General features: G+C 63.3%; 17 protein-coding genes. 7 read left to right on the top strand and 10 right to left on the bottom strand.

Features of this window, described 5'->3' with window-relative positions:
- Positions 1–4: 4 nt before the first annotated feature.
- The 9 genes from R2N16_RS18045 to R2N16_RS18005 form a co-directional block, all read right to left on the bottom strand.
- Positions 5–1,012, bottom strand: a complete 1,008-nt coding sequence (locus R2N16_RS18045) for a response regulator (RefSeq protein ID WP_316667173.1) — start codon at positions 1,010–1,012, stop codon at positions 5–7.
- A gap of 82 nt (positions 1,013–1,094) precedes the next feature.
- The gene (gene phcR / locus R2N16_RS18040) at positions 1,095–2,201 is read right to left on the bottom strand and encodes a two-component system hybrid sensor histidine kinase/response regulator PhcR (RefSeq protein WP_316667172.1); all 1,107 of its coding nucleotides are present in this window, start codon (positions 2,199–2,201) and stop codon (positions 1,095–1,097) included.
- Between the two features lie 6 nt (positions 2,202–2,207).
- On the bottom strand, positions 2,208–3,536 hold the full coding sequence (locus R2N16_RS18035) for a sensor histidine kinase (RefSeq protein WP_316667171.1): 1,329 nt from the start codon (positions 3,534–3,536) through the stop codon (positions 2,208–2,210).
- Between the two features lie 20 nt (positions 3,537–3,556).
- Positions 3,557–4,969: a class I SAM-dependent methyltransferase PhcB gene (phcB, locus tag R2N16_RS18030; protein WP_316667170.1), complete on the bottom strand. Its 1,413-nt coding sequence runs from the start codon at positions 4,967–4,969 to the stop codon at positions 3,557–3,559.
- Between the two features lie 655 nt (positions 4,970–5,624).
- Positions 5,625–6,662, bottom strand: a complete 1,038-nt coding sequence (locus R2N16_RS18025) for a response regulator (RefSeq protein ID WP_316667169.1) — start codon at positions 6,660–6,662, stop codon at positions 5,625–5,627.
- Positions 6,663–6,812: 150 nt separating this feature from the next.
- Complete coding sequence (locus R2N16_RS18020; protein ID WP_316667168.1) at positions 6,813–8,273, bottom strand: NAD(P)(+) transhydrogenase (Re/Si-specific) subunit beta; 1,461 nt, start codon at positions 8,271–8,273, stop codon at positions 6,813–6,815.
- Entirely contained in the window at positions 8,270–8,599 is a 330-nt protein-coding gene (locus R2N16_RS18015) for an NAD(P) transhydrogenase subunit alpha part 2 (RefSeq protein WP_316667167.1), read from the bottom strand. The genes R2N16_RS18020 and R2N16_RS18015 overlap by 4 nt, the downstream gene beginning before the upstream one ends.
- Before the next feature lie 72 nt (positions 8,600–8,671).
- Positions 8,672–9,034: an aspartate 1-decarboxylase gene (panD, locus tag R2N16_RS18010; RefSeq protein WP_009241493.1), complete on the bottom strand. Its 363-nt coding sequence runs from the start codon at positions 9,032–9,034 to the stop codon at positions 8,672–8,674.
- Positions 9,035–9,116: 82 nt separating this feature from the next.
- Entirely contained in the window at positions 9,117–10,256 is a 1,140-nt protein-coding gene (locus R2N16_RS18005; RefSeq protein WP_316667166.1) for a Re/Si-specific NAD(P)(+) transhydrogenase subunit alpha, read from the bottom strand.
- 297 nt (positions 10,257–10,553) lie between these two features.
- On the opposite strand from R2N16_RS18005, the gene R2N16_RS18000 reads away from it, so the two are divergent.
- The 3 genes from R2N16_RS18000 to R2N16_RS17990 all read left to right on the top strand — a co-directional run bounded on the left by R2N16_RS18000 (position 10,554) and on the right by R2N16_RS17990 (position 13,856).
- Positions 10,554–11,057 (top strand): NUDIX hydrolase, encoded by a 504-nt coding sequence (locus tag R2N16_RS18000; RefSeq protein WP_316667165.1) that lies wholly within the window; start codon positions 10,554–10,556, stop codon positions 11,055–11,057.
- The gene (gene mnmA, locus R2N16_RS17995; protein ID WP_316667164.1) at positions 11,054–12,166 is read left to right on the top strand and encodes a tRNA 2-thiouridine(34) synthase MnmA; all 1,113 of its coding nucleotides are present in this window, start codon (positions 11,054–11,056) and stop codon (positions 12,164–12,166) included. Before R2N16_RS18000 ends, mnmA begins: the two co-directional genes overlap by 4 nt.
- Before the next feature lie 91 nt (positions 12,167–12,257).
- Positions 12,258–13,856 carry an FMN-binding glutamate synthase family protein gene (locus R2N16_RS17990; RefSeq protein WP_316667163.1) on the top strand — a complete coding sequence of 533 codons (1,599 nt, stop codon included), beginning with the start codon at positions 12,258–12,260 and terminating at the stop codon, positions 13,854–13,856.
- A 20-nt stretch (positions 13,857–13,876) separates the two neighbouring features.
- Here R2N16_RS17990 and R2N16_RS17985 read toward each other — a convergent pair whose 3' ends face one another.
- Positions 13,877–14,485, bottom strand: coding sequence for a glutathione S-transferase (locus R2N16_RS17985; RefSeq protein ID WP_316667162.1), 609 nt, complete (start codon positions 14,483–14,485; stop codon positions 13,877–13,879).
- A 239-nt stretch (positions 14,486–14,724) separates the two neighbouring features.
- On the opposite strand from R2N16_RS17985, the gene purB reads away from it, so the two are divergent.
- From purB to R2N16_RS17965, 4 genes are all read left to right on the top strand, one after another.
- Positions 14,725–16,098: an adenylosuccinate lyase gene (gene purB / locus R2N16_RS17980; protein ID WP_316667161.1), complete on the top strand. Its 1,374-nt coding sequence runs from the start codon at positions 14,725–14,727 to the stop codon at positions 16,096–16,098.
- Between the two features lie 263 nt (positions 16,099–16,361).
- Complete coding sequence (locus R2N16_RS17975; RefSeq protein WP_316667160.1) at positions 16,362–16,943, top strand: cytochrome b; 582 nt, start codon at positions 16,362–16,364, stop codon at positions 16,941–16,943.
- Between the two features lie 97 nt (positions 16,944–17,040).
- Positions 17,041–17,613, top strand: a complete 573-nt coding sequence (locus tag R2N16_RS17970) for a YceI family protein (RefSeq protein WP_316667202.1) — start codon at positions 17,041–17,043, stop codon at positions 17,611–17,613.
- 64 nt (positions 17,614–17,677) lie between these two features.
- On the top strand, positions 17,678–18,274 hold the full coding sequence (locus R2N16_RS17965; RefSeq protein WP_316667159.1) for a YceI family protein: 597 nt from the start codon (positions 17,678–17,680) through the stop codon (positions 18,272–18,274).
- Positions 18,275–18,346: the final 72 nt, after the last annotated feature.

The following is an 18,346-nucleotide window of genomic DNA, read 5'->3' as shown; positions in this document are numbered from 1 at the left end:
CGTTTCAGGCGGCCTGCTGATCCTGGAAATGCTCCATCCACGCCGCGAGTTGATCGGGCGTGAGTTGCGTCTGGTTGTCGAGCAGGCGCAGCTTGACGGTCGCGCCATCGCGCTCGGCCGTGAGCGACCAACCCTTGCCATCGAGCCACAGCAGGAATGCCAGCCACTGGGCATGGGCTTCCGACACCTTGTGCGTGGACGCGGCTTCCAAGAATTCCGTCAGCGTGGTGAGATCAACCACCGCCGCAGCATCGCTACCCGACGGCGAGACCTTGCCGTGCAGCACCTCGGCCAGCACTTCCAACGCCTGCGCCGCGGGCTTGCTGTCAAAGCGCGACGACAAGTCCAGATATGCCTGCCGCACTGCGTGGCTGAACTCGCCAGTGCGCAGACTTTCTTCGCCGACCAGCTCGGTGTAGTCCTTCATCGCCCAATCGGGCTGTGCCAACGACTGCAGACCCACGGCGGCGGCGGCGCGCAGGTAATCGTTGACGGCGCTGAACGACGACAGCCCCGACACCGCGAGGTATAGCGTCTGCAGCGCACCGATGCGATGCGTGAGCGTCTGGCTCTGGCGCACCGTCATCTTCTCGCGCAGCAGCGCGTCACGCTCGCGGCGCAGATCGGAGAATTCCAATGCCTGCTTCAGTTCCACACGCAGCGCGGTGATGTCCCACGGCTTCTTGATGTAGCGGTGAATCTGCCCCTGGTTGACGGCCTCCACCGTGTCTTCGATTTCGGAGTAGGCAGTGGTCAGGATGCGCACGAGGTGCGGATAGCGCTCGCGCGCATAGCGCAGCAGTTCGTTGCCGAGTTCGCCGGGCATGCGCTGGTCGGACACGAGCACGCCCAGCGTGGCGGCGTGCTGGTCGAGCATGCGCTTGCCTTCTTCGACCGAGGTGGCGGTGACGACCGGCGCCAGTGAACCGATGGCACGGCCGAAGTAAGTCAGCGCCAATGTCTCGTCGTCCACGTACAGGATCTTGGGCTCGTTGCCCCCGGGATTGGTCATCCGTCACTCCTCATAGCAAATGCAGCCAATACGGCAAACGCGCGGATCACGTGCGGCGTGGTTCGTAGTGTTGATGGTCTTGTCATGGGAACGTCAGAGTCACGCGCGTGCCTGCGCTGGGTGCAGAATCAATCGCAATCGCTCCTCCGAACGATTGCATGATCCGCGTACAAAAAATCATGCCCATGCCATTGCCGCCTTCTTCGGCGCGCGTGGTCACGGGGTCGATGGTCAGCCGCGCAAGAACGTCGGGGGCGATGCCGGGGCCGTTGTCCTCGATGCGGATCATGTGCTGAGTTTTGCCCGCGTTCGGCGCACGGCTGGCGACGATTTCAAGCTGCGGCGCATTGGTGTGCCGCAGTGCCTGCAACGCGTTGCTCGTGAGCGACGAGAGCACCAGCATCACGCAGTTGGGCAGCGTCTGGATCGGAAAATCGTCTTCCACGCGGTACGACACCCATTCGCGCTGTGCGTTCGTGAACGGGTACGTGTCGAATAGCGACCGGATCAGCCCGCCCGCGCTGTTGGGCGTGGCCGCCGTGCCGGGCTTGCCGTAGGTGTTGCGCACGGAGTTCAGAAACGTGGCGATCACCGAGAGGCAGTAGCGCGCGTTGTCCTGCACGCGATCGGCGGCACGGCCAATCTCGGGGAGGGCGCCGGGCGTGGGCTCGGTCTGGTCTACGCGCATGCGGATGCCGCGCGCAAAGTTGGAGATGGCGGCCAGCGGCGTGTTCAGCTCGTGCGCGAGAAAAGCCAGCGTTTCGTCGATTGCCATGAGGCGCTGGGTACGCAAGAGGCGGTCCTGGCGCAGTGCCAGTGCCTCTTGCAGCGAGCGCCGCACGTCTTCGGGCTGATAGGGCTTCTCCAGGATCTTGAACACGCGCCCGGTATTCACGGCCTGGATCAGCAGGTCCTTGTCGGCATACGCGGTGACGAGGATGGTAGCGATGTCACCGTATTCCGCATCGATGAAGCGCAGCAGTTCGGTGCCGTCGCCGCCGGGCATGCGGAAGTCTGTCAGGACCACGCTGATGCGCTCGTGCGAATCGCGCAGCACGGTCTTGGCCTCTTCGACGCTGTTGGCCGTCAGCACCTCGTAGCCGGCGCCGATCGTGCGCGCGAACCATTTGCAGGCTTGCGCTTCGTCGTCGACGTAGAGGATGGTGACGGTGTCCGGCGTGGTGTCCATGTGCGTCTACTCCGAGCGCGGCAGATCGAACGTGAAGCGCGCCCATTCGCCTTCCTGGCTCGTCACCGCGAGGGTGCCGCCGTGGCGCTGGATCACGCTATAGCTGATCGACAGGCCCAGCCCGAGGCCCTTGCCGACATCGCGCGTGGTGAAGAACGGTTCGAACACGCGCGACAGGTTCTTCTCGGAGATGCCCGGGCCGTTGTCCGTCACCACCACTTGCAGGCGGTTGTCGATCCACTCGCCGGCAATTTCGATGCGCGGGTTCTCGCGCTGCACCTTTTGCATGGCCAGCGCCGCGTTCGACAGCAGGTTGATCAGCACGCCGATGATGGCTGCCTCGTCGCCGCGCACGAGCGTGTCAGGCGGCAGTTTGCGTTCGAGGGCCACACCGCGCAACTCGTGGCTGGTCAGGCGGATGGCCGAGTCGATGGCCTTCTCCACCAGGAACGGCGCATCGGCCTCGCCTTTCTCGGGGCTGCGGTAGGCGAAGGTCTTCAGGTCCGACACGATGTGCTGCACGCGCTGCATACCTTCCTTGGCATCGGTCAGGCATTCGAGCAGCATCGGGCTGCTCTTGGCGGTCGGGTCTTCCTGCGCCACGGCAATTGCCATCAGGCAGAAGTTGACCGGGTTGTTGATCTCATGCAGCAGGCCCGCAGACAGCGTGCCGATGGCGGCCATCTTTTCCTGCTGCAGGAGCTGGCCCTTGATGTCGGTGAGGTTCTGGTTGGTCTGTGCCAGTTGCGCGTTCTTCTGTGCCACTTCTTCCTTGAGTCGGAAGAGCTGGAAGCGCCCGCGCTCATTGAAGTACGTGTACAGCGTGCTCGTTGCAATCGAGAACAGGATGAACATCGAATGCACGATGAAGATCTCGCGCGACTGGATGCCACCCGGATGCAGCGTGCACGCGATCACCCAGAAGATGTACGTGCAGGTGCCGAACAGTACGGCTTGCAGAAAGCCGATCGGCATCACCATGCCCACCGCATAGATGGCCAGGTTCAGCCCGGAGTAATACGGTGAACTGGCGCCCTCGGTGTCGTAGATCATCCACGAGATCATGATCTGCGGACAGATCAGCCAGAAGAACGTCAGGCTCTGCACGTGCTCTTCGCCCCAGCGCGTGTACAGCACAAGCAGTGCGCCCAGCATGATGAGCGAGGTGATGACGCGCAGCGACGCGAACAACCAGAGCTTGTCCACATACATGCCGTAGTCCAGCCCGACGCCAGCGAGCACCAGCACGATGCCGGTAACGGCGGCCATGCGGCTGAAGACGAGCCGGAATTGCTTCAGCTCGGCTTGGTATCCGCGATGAGTAATGGGCTCCATGCGTGTTCCTGGGCGGCGGATTAGGCGGCGGATGTGGTGAGCCCGGCCACGCTGGCCTGGGCGAATACGTTGACGCCGGTCACGTCGGTATAGATACGCACGTCGTGCGAGCCTTCGGGCAGCAGCTCGGCCATCAGCGGTTCATCGCGGTAGACGAGGTACCACTCCAGCACGTGTTCCATCACGAAACGCATCGGGTTGTTGCCGTGCACGTTGGTCGCAAGAATGGCGCCGCCCTGGCGCGTGCGCGAAGCAAAGTAGGCGAGCAGGCGCTGGCAGACCTTGTTCGAGAGATAGTCGAACAGGCCGGCGCAATACACCGCATCGCAATCGCCGGCTTGCGGGCTGCCGGGCGTGATGCGGCGCTTGAGCAGTTGGTGCACCGACTCGTGTACGAAATCGATGGTGACAGTATTGCGCGCGCGGTCCATCGCTCGGCGCATCTGCTCGCGGGTGTAGCTGAGCGTCTCTTCGCTGAAGTCCACCAGCTCGAACGACAGCAGCGATGGTTCCGGGTGCTGCTGAATGAAGCGCTGGATTTCCACCGCCGGGCCGCAGCCCACGTTGAGCACCTTGAACGTTCGGCCCGCGGCCTTGGCTTGCGCAGCCAGGTCGCTCAGATACTGCACAAGAATGTCGATGCGATTGCGGTGCGCCTCGGCCACGTCGGTACGCAGGAACGCGGCGTTGACGATCTGGAAGTACGTGTTCGGCCCTTCGCGCGGGTCGGCGAGGATCTGGTTGACCATCTCATAATCGCCCGCATAACCGAGAGGCTTGGTGTATGTGCGATAGATGAACGGCGCGCGCAACAGCAGCGGATGTAGTGCGGCTTGCGCGAATGTGCGGTGCGCCGGTGCAAGTTCCGCCTCGACCTTGCCCGCTTCCGACTCCAGCCCATCCATGTAGCCCTTGAGCTTGAGCATGATCGGCTCGGCCAGCTCCTGGAAGACGTCCATGCGCAGCTTGTTGTCTTCGCGCGGCAATGTCTTGGATAAATCCACCTGTTCCACCCAGCGCGACACCTCGGCCAGGAACGCACGCATCTCATTGACGACGATCTGGTAGTCGCGATGGATGCGGAAACGCTCCTGCCATTCCTGCACGAACGTTCGCGCTTCTTCGCCCACCGAGGCGGGCGTGTCGGCCACTTCCGAAAGCTCGCGCCATTCGTCGATCAACGTGAGCGAGACAACGGCGGTCAGGCCCGTGTTCACCAGGCTGATCACCACCGCCTTGCCAAGATAGGCTTGCCGCGTCCCCATCTTGATCGCGAGTTCGGACAGCACCTCGCTCACCTGCACGATCGAGTAGGGGTTGTAGATCTCCATCACCAGGGCACGCCGCTGCAGCGTGATGATGGTGCCGCGGACCTGCTGACCCTGTGAGTTGCGGAAGCTGACCGCGGGATCGATTTGGTTGGGTGAGTACACGGTGCGAATTTGCCGGAGACTTCAGGGAAAACGTCTGCCAAGCGGGACGCTCACTCCAACAACCGCGCACCCGGCGTCGCGCCGCGAATCCGGGCACCGCGAACACGGCGCGCCCGCCGACACTGCCGGGCATGCCGCCGCATCAGTCGTGAAAGCGTGCTTGAAGCCGTCCGCTGGCCGTGCGCAATACGCGCCAGCCCGGGCGTCTCTCGCCCAAACCCGCTCCGAGAAGATCGGGGAAGATGATCGACTGCAGCCGGCGCCTTCCGTAGTACTACCGCGGCACCTTTACTGCTCGCCAATCAACAGCGTGGCAACGGGAATCGTGCAACCGTGGACCGTGACCAGATTGGAACGATGCACTCCCCTGACATCCGCAACGCACGCTGCTTGAACGCGCGGCCCGCTGCTGCATCCCAAATCGTCTCTCAAGGAGAATCCCGCACAGTAATGAACTCGGGGCGCCGTATCGCATGTTGCGTGCCGGCACCCGCGTTCGCCATGATGCCGCAGCTACGCCACGCATGCATCAGGGCGATTCAGCCGGCCCATGCTCTGACGTCATGGCTGCCGGATGACGCAATCGATTGTACTTGCCCAATGTGACCCACACAATGCGGAAACCCGCAGTGCAGAGCAAAGCGGAAACACCACCTCAGCGTGACTTGCGTCCGGTGAGCGCGTCCGGATCCTGTTTGTAGTTGGCGAGGAACTGGGTGTAGCTGTAGACCTGTGCCGGCAGCAGGTGGCTGGGCATGTCGAACAGCGCGTAGTAGTACGGCTCGCGCCCTTGGCACACCTCTGCCGGCAGGCAATATTGCTCCCACTCCACACAGGCCGGGGTGTACATGCCGTCGCCGGGCCAGAAGAACGGGACGATCTGCTTGTCGTGCAGGCCCTTGAGCAGCGCGTCGGGCGCGTTGTACGCCTCGGCGTTTTCCAGGTGCGTGAGCATGCTCGCGTTGGTCTCGATGACCATGAGCGTGGCACGCCCGTCGGCCGTAAGCAGGAGCACGCCGGCGGGGTGCGGATACAGGTAGTACTCGATGAAGCGGTAGCGCGTGGATAAATCGCGCACGAGCCGTGTGATCGCCGGGTCCGAGAGAAAGCTGAACGAGTGGCGCGACAGCAGATCACGCAGTGTGCTCGACAGATTGCTGAAGTAGCGCACCTGCAGTGCTTCGATTTCGGCGCTGAGCCGCTCGGCCATCGCCGGGTTGTCTTTCTTAATGTAGCGGTCGATCAGGCCGTCGTTGAAACCCTGCACGGCGATGTTTTCGTCGGCCATGCCGGTGAGCAGGATCGTCATGCACGGCAGATCCTTGAGCTTGGCGCAGAATTCCAGCCCGTTCATGCGCGGCATGGAGTAATCCACCACGATGACGGAGGGCTGCAGGAAGCGGTTGACCTCGTGGATCTGGCGGTAGACGCGATCAACGTCGAGCTGGATGGTGCGGCGTTCGGTCGAGAATGTCAGGTCATCGTGCGTAACGCGCACCGGCAGGAAACCCGGCATGCGCAGCGAATGCCACTGGCGCAGCCACGCAAGCGCCTCTTCCGGATCATTGAAGGCCAACAGCGCACGCGATGGGTCCATCTGGAACCCGAGGCTTTCCACGAACGATTGGCTGTCGTCGACCACCACCGTCAGGGTGGGGTGGAAATAGACCGGCAGGGCGCTGTCCTGTTGCATACGTCGGGAGGAGTCGGAAGGGGGCAAGGTGCAGCGCAGGGCCGGTGTGGCCCGCGCTGCCCGTTTGCACTACGTTACTGCCTGCCGCCGCCGGGAGCAAGCGGAACCGGTCTGTTCTGACGGCCCGTTGACGGCCGTCAGCGCACGGCTTTACTCGACCGATTTCACCATGTCTTCGACGACCTTCTTGGCGTCGCCGAACACCATCATCGTCTTGTCCATGTAGAACAGCTCGTTGTCCAGCCCGGCGTAGCCGGCGTTCATCGAGCGCTTGTTCACGATGATGGTCTTGGCCTTGTAGGCCTCCAGGATCGGCATGCCGGCAATGGGCGACTTCGGATCGTTCTTGGCGGCCGGATTGACCACGTCGTTGGCGCCCAGCACCAGCACGACATCGGCCTGGCCGAACTCGCCGTTGATGTCCTCCATCTCGAACACCTGGTCGTACGGCACTTCGGCTTCCGCCAGCAGCACGTTCATGTGGCCCGGCATGCGGCCTGCGACCGGGTGGATCGCATATTTGACGGTCACGCCCTTATCCGACAGCTTTTCGGTCAGCTCCTTCAGGGCGTGCTGCGCGCGCGCCACGGCCAGGCCGTAGCCGGGGACGATGATGACCGTCTCGGCATTGCCCATGAGGAAGGCGGCGTCATCCGGCGAGCCCGATTTGACCGGGCGCTGCTGCCCGCCGCTACCCGCTGCCGCCCCGGCGGAAGCTTCCGAGCCAAAGCCGCCCAGGATCACGTTGAAGAACGACCGGTTCATCGCCTTGCACATGATGTAAGACAGAATTGCACCGGATGAACCGACCAGCGAGCCGGCGATGATCAGCATCGGGTTGTTGAGCGAGAAGCCGATACCGGCCGCCGCCCAGCCCGAATACGAGTTCAGCATCGACACCACCACCGGCATGTCGGCGCCGCCGATCGGAATAATGATCAGCACGCCCAGCACAAAGGCAATGGCGGTCATGATGATGAACGGCAGCCAGCTCTGGCTCAGGAAGAACAGGATGCCGAAGCCGAGCATGGCTACCGCCAGCAGCAGGTTCAGCATGTGCTGGCCGGCAAACTGCACCGGCGCGCCCTGGAACAGGCGGAACTTGTACTTGCCCGACAGCTTGCCAAAGGCGATCACCGAGCCGGAGAACGTAATGGCGCCGACGAACGTGCCGATGAACAACTCCACGCGGTTGCCCAGGGGCAGCACGTTGTCGCCGGCCATGGTGATGCCGAAGGCAGACGGTTCGGCCACCGCAGCTGTGGCAATGCACACCGCGGCCAGGCCGATCAGCGAGTGCATGGCGGCCACCAGCTCGGGCATCTTGGTCATCTCGACCGTGCGCGCCACATAGGCGCCGATGCCGCCGCCGACCACCAGGCCCGCGAAGATCAGGATGAAGCCGGTGGATGCGCCGCTCTCGGTGCCGGCAAACATCTCGGCCTTGAGCTTGTAGATGAGCGCGACGGTCGTGACGGCGGCAATCGCCATGCCCGTCATGCCGAACGCGTTGCCGCGCCGCGCCGTGGTGGGGTGCGAAAGCCCCTTGAGCGCCTGGATGAAGCAGACCGATGCCAACAGATACAGCAGGGTGACGAGGTTCATGCTCATTGCTTGGCTCCCTCGTTTTGCCCGACCTTGGCCTTCGGCTCCTTCTTCTTGAACATCTCCAGCATGCGTTGGGTGACCAGGAAGCCGCCAAACACGTTCACCGCCGCCAGCGCCACTGCCACCACGCCCATCGTGCGGCCCAGGCCCGTCTGCGTGAGACCCGCCGCCAGCATGGCGCCCACGATGATGATGGCCGAGATGGCGTTCGTCACGGCCATCAGCGGCGTATGCAGCGCTGGCGTGACCGTCCAGACCACGTGGTAGCCGACGTAGATCGCCAGCACGAAGATGATCAGGTTGATCACCGTGTGATTGACCAGCTCCATGAGTGCTCCTCCTCGCTTCTTGGTCGATGTGCAAAGCGACCCCTGTCATGCAGACACGGGCCGCCTGGCGCGTCAGGTTTCCTTGATGGCCTTGATCTTGTTGCCCTCGCCCAGCAGCACGACCTTGGGCTTGTAGCTGGCGACTTCCTCTTCGTTCATCGGCGCATAGGTGCAGATGATCAGCAGGTCGCCCACGTGGGCACGGCGTGCAGCGGCGCCGTTGAGCGAGATTTCGCCCGAGCCACGCTTGCCCTTGATGATGTAGGTTGAGAAACGTTCGCCGTTGTTGACGTTGTACAGCTCGATCTTTTCGTACTCGCGCATGTCGGCGGCGTCGAGGAGGTCCTCGTCGATGCCGCACGAGCCTTCATAGTCGAGATCGGCCTGGGTGACCGTCGCGCGGTGCAGCTTGGCGCGAAGCATGTTGCGTTGCATGAAGCTTTCCTTGAAACAGAAATGAAATCGCCACTGGCGACCAGGCCGGGTTTTGACGCCCGGCAGGCCGCCGTCTCCGTTCTTATTTGGCGGCGCTCGTGGCTGCGGGAGCGCGCACCACCTGGCCGGCCTGGCTGAGCAGGCAGGCGGCCACGATGTCGTCTTCGCGGTTGATATTCAGGCCGCCATCCTTGTCGATGATCAGCTTGAGGAAATCGAGCACGTTACGGGCGTAGAGGGCAGAGGCGTCGGCTGCCACCATCGACGCGAGGTTGGTATAGCCCACCAGCGTGACGCCGTGTTTGACGACGACGCGGTCGGCTTCGGTCAGCGGGCAGTTGCCGCCTTGCGCCGCCGCCAGATCGACGACGACCGAGCCCGGCTTCATCGCCTGCACGGTGGCTTCGGACAACAGCGTCGGTGCGCGGCGGCCAGGGATCAGCGCAGTGGTGATGACGATGTCAGCCTGGCTTGCGCGCGTGTGCACGAGTTCAGCCTGGCGGCGCATCCAGTCCGGCGGCATCGGCCGCGCATAGCCGCCCACGCCTTGGGCGATCTCGCGCTCTTCGTCCGTCAGGAAAGGCACGTCGAGGAACTTGGCGCCCAGCGATTCGATCTGCTCCTTCACGGCCGGGCGCACATCGGATGCCTCAATGACCGCACCCAGGCGCTTGGCTGTGGCGATGGCCTGCAGGCCGGCCACACCGGCGCCGAGGATCAGCACGCGCGCGGCTTTCACCGTGCCGGCTGCCGTCATCAGCATCGGCATGAAGCGCTGGTAATGGTTGGCCGCCACCATCACGGCCTTGTAGCCGGCGATGTTGGCCTGCGAGGAGAGCACATCCATGCTCTGCGCACGCGTGGTGCGCGGCGCGGCTTCCAGCGCGAATGCGGTGACGTTGGCGGCGGCCAGGCGCGCGGTGTTCTCGTCATCAAACGGGTTGAGCATGCCGACGAGCACGGCGCCCGGCTGCATCTGCGCCAGTTCGGCCGCCTCCGGCGAGCGGACCTTGAGCACGATCTGCGCGCCAAGCGCTTCGGCTGCGGTGCCGATCTTGGCGCCGGCAGCGATGTAAGCGTCGTCGGGCTGGGCGGCGGCTACGCCGGCACCCGATTGCACCGTCACCTGATGGCCAAGCGCCACGTACTTTTTCACCGTTTCCGGGGTCGCGGCAACGCGCGTCTCGTCCGCCCGCGTCTCCTGCGGGATGCCGATGTGCATCGTGTTCTCTCCTCGCTGATTATGGTTAGGGTGCGTCAGGGTGCGCGCGAAGTGAACGAAAGCGCGCTGAATCAGGATCGACGTGCAGCTTACCCGAACTTTTTGGCGCACGGACGCTCGTCGAATGCCATGTCGAATATCCGAACCGACATGGAATGCGGGCCGATTCTGCGCAAACGTGTGCTCAATTGCTCACAACTGCGGGGCGGGGCGATATGCGTTGCCCCCAGCGCCTCGTGCAAGCGGGGAGGGCGGCCTCCAGCTACAATAACGCCTTGTTTTTGTTGCCTTTTTGCCATGAGCCAAGCTGTCCGCTGGAAACCCAGTGTTACCGTTGCCGCCGTCATCGAACGGGATGGGCGCTTTTTGCTGGTTGAGGAGCACACCGATGTCGGCCTGCGCCTGAACCAGCCTGCCGGCCATCTCGACCCGGACGAAAGCCTGGTTGACGCCGTTGCGCGCGAGGCGCTGGAAGAAACCGCATACAGCTTTGTGCCGACTGCGTTCCTGGGTTGCTACATGGCGCAGTTCCAACCGCAAGGTCAGGACCCAGGGGATCCGGTCACCTATGTGCGGATGGCGTTTACCGGCGAACTGGGGCCGCAAGACCCGCGCCGCACGCTGGACGACGGCATCGTCCGCACCGTGTGGATGACGGCAGATGAAGTCCGCGCCAGCCGCGAGCGCCATCGCAGCCCGCTGCTGCTCGCTTGCGTGGAGGACTACCTGGTCGGCAAGCGCTATCCGCTCGATGTCATCCACACGCACGCCAGCGTGTACGGGCTCGGAGCGCAGCCATGAGCAAGAAGCGTATCGTCGTCGGGATGTCCGGCGGCGTGGATTCGTCCGTCACCGCGTGGCTGCTCAAGCAGCAGGGCTACGACGTCGTCGGCCTGTTCATGAAGAACTGGGAAGACGATGACGACAGCGAATACTGCTCGACCCGGCAGGACTGGATCGACGTGGTGTCGGTGGCCGACCTGATCGGCGTGGACGTGGAAGCGGTCAACTTTGCCGCCGAATACAAGGACCGCGTATTCGCGGATTTCCTGCGCGAGTATTCGGCTGGCCGCACGCCCAATCCCGACGTGTTGTGCAACGCCGAGATCAAGTTCAAGGCCTTCCTCGATCACGCGATGGCGTTGGGCGCCGATACGATCGCGACCGGGCACTACGCACGCGTGCGCGAAGTCGATGGCCGCTTCGAGCTGCTCAAGGCGTTCGACCACACGAAGGATCAGAGCTACTTCCTGCACCGGCTGAACCAAGCGCAGCTCTCGCGCACGCTGTTTCCGCTGGGCGAGATGCCGAAGACGAAAGTGCGTGAAATCGCCGCCGAGATCGGCCTGCCGAACGCTAAAAAGAAGGATTCCACCGGCATCTGCTTTATCGGCGAGCGGCCGTTCCGTGATTTCCTGAACCGCTACCTGCCGACCAGGCCCGGCCCGATCAAGACGCCGGACGGCAAGACCATTGGTGAGCACATCGGTCTGGCGTTCTACACGCTGGGACAGCGCAAGGGCATCGGCATCGGTGGCAGCCGCGATGGCAATGGCGATGCCTGGTACGTGGCGCGCAAGGACATGGCGGCCAACACGCTGTACGTGGTGCAGGGTCACGACCACCCGTGGCTGCTGGCGCATACCGTGCACGCCGATGATCTGAGCTGGGTCGCCGGCCACGCGCCCGCCGAGGGCACCCACCTTGGCGCCAAGACACGTTATCGCCAAGCGGACGCGCCTTGCACGGTCGCACGCGCGGCCGATGGCGCGCTTACGCTGGCCTTCCAGGAGGCGCAATGGGCCGTCACGCCAGGACAATCCGCCGTGTTGTACGACGGTGAAATCTGCCTGGGCGGCGGCATTATTTCTGCAGCTGAGCCGGCTGTCGTCGAAAAGGCGGTTGCCTAAGCGGTTTTCGCAACACTGCGTTGTGTCGGCTGCGGCTGTTGCTGCACTCGTTTAAGCTTGCGCCCTGATTTGTCTCCACACAGGGTTGTTCATGCTGCCACGTCGCTACTGGGCCTTTGCGGGCGTTGTGCTGTTGTTTGCCGTCACTGCCGGGTTTGCGGTAGCGGGGCGCCTGCATTGGGTGTGCGCGGTCATTCCGGGCATGTTTGTGATCCTGGGCGTGCACGACATCACGCAGACGCGCCATTCGGTGCTGCGCAACTACCCGCTCTGGGGACACTTCCGCTTCCTGTTCGAGTTCATTCGCCCGGAAATCCGCCAGTACTTCGTTGAAGACGACACCGACGAGAAGCCCTTCTCGCGCGCCCAGCGCAGCATCGTTTATCAGCGCGCCAAGGGCGAAGTCGATAGCCGCCCGTTCGGCACCGAAGTCGATGTGAAGGTGGCCGGGCACGAGTGGATCGGCCACTCGCTGGCGCCCACGCGCATTGCTTCATCGGACTTTCGCGTGATGGTGGGCGAGGGCCGCGCCAAGCCGTATTCGATGTCGGTGTTCAACATCTCGGCGATGAGCTTTGGGGCGCTGTCGGGCAATGCCATTCGCGCGCTCAACCGTGGCGCGAAGCTCGGCAACTTCATCCATGACACGGGCGAGGGTTCGATCTCGCCGTATCACCGCGAAGAAGGCGGCGACCTGATCTGGGAAGTCGCCTCGGGCTACTTCGGTTGCCGAGACGCCAATGGACGCTTTGATCCGGACCGCTTTGCCGAACAGGCGCGCAACCCGCAAGTGAAGATGATCGAGGTGAAGCTGTCGCAGGGTGCCAAGCCGGGGCACGGTGGTGTCTTGCCTGCCGCCAAGGTGACGCCCGAGATTGCCGCCACGCGCGGTATTCCGATCGGGCAGGACTGCATCTCGCCGGCCTCGCATTCGGAGTTCAGCACGCCGCTGGGCCTGCTGCAGTTTGTGGACCGTCTGCGCACGCTGTCGGGTGGTAAGCCCACTGGCTTCAAGCTGTGCATCGGGCACCCGTGGGAGTTTTTCGGCATCGTCAAGGCAATGCTCGAGTCCGGCATCCTGCCGGACTTCATCGTCGTCGACGGGGCGGAGGGCGGCACGGGTGCGGCGCCACTGGAATTTACCGACCACGTGGGCACGCCGCTGCAGGAAGGGCTGCTGCTGGTGCACAACACGCTGGTGGGCACCAACCTGCGTGACAAGATCAAGATTGGCGCCTCGGGCAAGATCGTCACGGCTTTCGACGTGGCGCGCACCCTGGCCATGGGGGCAGACTGGTGCAACGCTGCGCGCGGCTTCATGTTTGCGCTGGGCTGCATCCAGGCGCAGAAGTGCCACACCGACCGCTGCCCGACCGGCGTGGCGACACAAGATCCGTCTCGCCAGAAGGCGCTTGTGGTGCCCGACAAGGCCGAGCGCGTGCATCAGTACCACGCGCACACGCTGCATGCGCTGCTGGAGCTGACGCAGGCGGCCGGCCTGCAGCATCCCGCGGATTTCCGCGCGCACCACATCGTGCGGCGCGTGTCGGGCAACGAGGTGCAGCTGCTCTCCGCGCTGCTGAAGTACCTGGAACCCGGCGATCTGCTGGCCGGGCGGTATCGCTTTCAGCTGTATGAACGCTACTGGCCGATGGCCCAGGCCGAGCGGTTTGATCCGGTGGCCGTGTAACGTCCGTGAATTGCCATTGATTACTGCGGCTGGGTTTCCATGAAACTCGGCCGCTTTTCAATGCGCGCGTAGAACGTGGCGAGGTTGGCGTGACGTTCGCGCCAGTCGATCTGAGGCTGGCGGAAATCCAGGTAGGCCAGCGCGCAGCCGACGGCGATGTCGGCCAGCGTCAGGTGGTTGCCGTTGCACCAGGTCTTGTCGGCCAGCCCTTGCGACATGGCTTGCAGTGCCTGATCGATCTTGTGCGTCTGGCGCGCGAGCCACGTTTCGCTGCGCTGCTCCGGCGTGCGCTGCGTATGTTCGATGCGCAGCATAAGCGCGGCGTCGAGCAGGCCGTCGGCCAGGGCCTCCCAGCAGCGCACTTCCACGCGTTCACGGCTCGAAGGCGGAATGAGCCGCGCCACCGGCGACAGCGTATCGGCGTACTCCGCAATCACGCGCGAGTCGAACAGGGCGCCGCCATCGTCCATCACCAGGCAGGGCACCTTGCCCAGCGGGTTGAACTGGTGGATCTGCGTATCAGCGCTCCACACGTCTTCCAGCACGAACTGGTAGTCGATTTTCTTTTCAGCCAGGACGACGCGCACCTTGCGGGTGTACGGGCTGGCGTGCGATCCGATCAGTTTCATAGGCATGTCATGTTGGAGGCGGAAGTATAGCCGCGCACTTTCCCGAGTGCGCTGGGCGGCGCCTGAACCCAACGCAACCAAACGGAGGCTTGCTTTAGGCCGGATTGGCCGTGAAAGACAGGTGCCGGGTGGTAAAATCGCGGGCTCGCTTGGGTGCGCGTATGCACCTAGGTTCAACGCGCAACGCCGCGTCCGGGTTGTCCGGATTGAGATTCCCTTCACATTTTTTCCCGCCTGCCATGTCGTCGCTCTCTGCCCTGACCGCTCTGTCTCCCATCGATGGCCGCTACGCTGCCAAGGCCGATCCGCTGCGCGAGTGGCTGTCGGAAGCCGCTTTCATGCGCAACCGCGTGAAGGTGGAGGTGCACTGGCTGATCGCCCTGTCGCAGGCCGGCCTGGCAGAGATTCCGCGTTTCTCGGCCGCCGCCGAGGGCGCACTGCTCGCGCTGGTCGAGAACTTTGCCGAGGCAGACGCCGCCCGCATCAAAGAGATCGAGGCCGTCACGAACCACGACGTGAAGGCCGTCGAGTACTGGATGAAGGAGCGCGTGAAGGGCAACGCCGAGTTGGAAGCCGCCAGCGAGTTCATCCACTTCGCCTGCACGTCGGAAGACATCAACAACACCTCGCACGGCATGATGCTCAAGGGCGCGCGCGACACGGTGATCGTGCCGACGCTGCGCCGCGTGCAGGCACGTCTGGTGGAGCTGGCCCACGCCAACGCCGACGTGCCGATGCTGTCGCGCACGCACGGCCAGCCGGCCAGCCCAACCACACTGGGCAAGGAAATGGCCAACGTGGCCGCCCGCCTGGACCGCGCCATCCGTCGTATCGAAGCGGTTGAACTGCTGGGCAAGATGAACGGGGCCGTGGGCAACTACAACGCGCACCTGTCGGCGTATCCGACGCTGGACTGGGAAGCTTTCTCGAAGAACGTGATCGAGACCCGCCTGGGCCTGACGTTCAACCCGTACACCATCCAGATCGAACCGCACGACTACATGGCCGAGCTGTTCGATGCCGTGGCGCGCGCAAACACCATCATCTTGGACCTGGACCGCGACGTCTGGGGCTACATCTCGCAGGGCTACTTCAAGCAGAAGACCAAGGCCGGCGAAATTGGCTCGTCGACCATGCCGCACAAGGTCAACCCGATCGACTTCGAAAATTCTGAAGGCAACGTCGGCCTGGCTAACGCGGTGCTGCGCCATTTGTCGGAAAAGTTGCCGGTGTCGCGCTGGCAGCGCGACCTGACGGATTCGACCGTGCTGCGCAACATCGGCGTGGCGTTCGGCTACAGCCTGCTGGCGTACGATGCCTGCCTGCGCGGCCTGGGCAAGCTGGAGACCAACCCGGCGCGCCTGGCCGAAGACCTGGATGCCTGCTGGGAAGTGCTGGCCGAGCCGGTGCAGACCGTAATGCGCCGCTATGGCATCGCCAATCCGTACGAGCAGCTCAAGGAACTGACGCGCGGCAAGGGCATTTCGCGCGAGGCGCTGCGTGAGTTCATCGGTACGCTGGCGATTCCCGAAGACGCCCGCAAGCTGCTGCTGGACATGACGCCCGGCAGCTACATTGGCAAGGCAGAAGAACTCGCACGCCGTATCGCCTGATTGTTGCAAAAATTTGTTGGTGCGGTCTGAGGAACGGCCCGCTCTCGAATCCGAGGGCGGGCCGTTTTGGTTGGTGGGCTCTGTAGAACCCTTTGCCGCGCCATAGGCATAATAATGCCTAGTCAATCAAAAAATTTGAATCGCTCGATGAACTTCGGGCTGCCTTGGCCGGTCGGATCGCGCAAATAATGCACAATCGTTTGGCGCCGCGGTCTTACCGACAGGCGCCGCCTACTGAGCGCTCCAACACACCGAGGGAACCGATGTCACAAGCCGCCCACTCGAATCTCGCCATGCGCGGCGCCGCTGACCACGGCGCCTATGCCAAGCCCGCGATTGCGATGCACTGGATCGTCGCACTGCTGATCTTCGCGGCTTTCGGGCTCGGTCTGTACATGACCGATATCCCGGGCTTTACGCCGACCAAGCTGAAGCTGTTCTCGTATCACAAGTGGATCGGTATCACGGTGCTGATCTTCGCGGTGCTCCGTGTGCTGTGGCGCCTGACGCATGCCGCGCCGGGCCCCGTGCCGGGTATGCCGAAGTGGCAGCACGCCGCCGCGGAGGCCGCGCACGTCGGGCTGTATCTGCTGATTCTGGCGGTGCCCCTCACCGGCTATCTGCTGAGCGTCGCCGCCGGCGTCAAGGTTGTCTATCTTGGCCTGTGGGAATTGCCGATGCCGTTCGACAAGAGCGATGCCCTGAAAGACCTCTTCAGCATGGCGCACGAATGGCTGAACTGGACCATGGCGGCCATCGTCGTGCTGCACATTCTGGCCGCGCTCAAGCACCACGTCATCGATCGTGACGGCACGCTGCGCCGCATGATGCCTTTCCTCCGCTGATTTCCAAACGCGCCGGTGCACGGTATGCCGGCGCTTCTGTCTTTCCATCCTGACCAAGACTGCCGGCATGACCCGGCCTGACCGAAGGAGTCTGATGATGAAACGTTTTGTGCGCCCCCGCGCCATTGCCCTGGTTGCCGCCGGCGTGTTGTCGATCGCTGCCGTGTCGGCATCGGCCATCGCCCAGGTGGACGCCGCCAAGAGCAGCGTCACCGCTACCGGCAAGCAGCTCGGTGTGCCGATGGACATCAAGTTCGGCAAGTTCGACGCCGCAGTGAACTACAACCCCGCCAACCTGGCTGCATCCACGGCCAAGGTCGACATCGATGTCACCAGTGTCGACGTGGGCAGCAAGGAATACAACGACGAACTGAAGAAGAAGGACTGGTTCGACACCGCAAAGTATCCGAAGGCGACGTTCGTGTCGTCGGCATTCAAGGCCGGTGCGGGCGGCAAGGTGGACGTGGTCGGCAAGCTGACCATCAAAGGCATCACGCAAGATGTGACGGCGCCTTTCACCTTCAAGCAGGAAGGCGCCAATCAGATCTTTGAAGGCGCGCTGCCGGTCAAGCGCAACGCATTCAAGGTGGGTGACGGTGAGTGGAAGGACACGTCGGTCGTCTCGGACGATGTGACGATCAAGTTCCGCGTCGTCATCGCCAAGAAGTAATCAGAAGTCCCAACCCAACGTTTTTTTCGGCCCTCGTGTGCCGCTTTTATCCGCAGGAGTTCTCATGAAATTGCGTACCCTCGTTGCCGCACTGTCGGCCGTTGCTGCCACCGCCGCCCTTGCTGCTCCGGCCACGTACCAGCTCGATCCGAGCCACACCTACCCGAGCTTCGAAGCTGACCACATGGGTGGTCTGTCGAAGTGGCGCGGCAAGTTCGAGAAGTCCAGTGGCACCGTGACGCTGGATCGCGCCGCTAAGACTGGCAGCATCGACGTGACCGTGCAGACCGACAGCATCGACTTCGGTCTTGCCAAGATGAACGAGCACGCCAAGAGCGCCGAGATTTTCGACGTGGCCAAGTACCCGACCGCCACGTTCAAGGGCAACTTCACGAAGTTCAAGGGCGACGTGCCGACCGAGGCTGAAGGCCAGTTGACGCTGCACGGCGTGACCAAGCCGGCCAAGCTGGAAATCGACGCGTTCAAGTGCATGCCGCACCCGATGCTCAAGCGTGAAGTCTGCGGCGCCGATGCCGAGATGAAGTTCAAGCGCGACGAGTTCGGCGTCGACTACGGTAAGGCCTACGGTTTCAATATGGAAACCAAGCTGAAGATTCAGGTGGAAGGCGTCAAGCAAGACGCCAGCGTCGCACAGCAGTAAGCCCGGCGATCGCTACGGCCAAAGAAAAAGCCCCGCAATTGCGGGGCTTTTTTGTTGCCCGAGGAATGAGGG

The organism is Ralstonia psammae (genome assembly GCF_958405935.1).
Classification (GTDB): Bacteria; Pseudomonadota; Gammaproteobacteria; order Burkholderiales; family Burkholderiaceae; genus Ralstonia; species Ralstonia psammae.
Note: the sequence above shows the minus strand (reverse complement) of the source record. Positions and strands in the feature narration are given on the sequence as shown.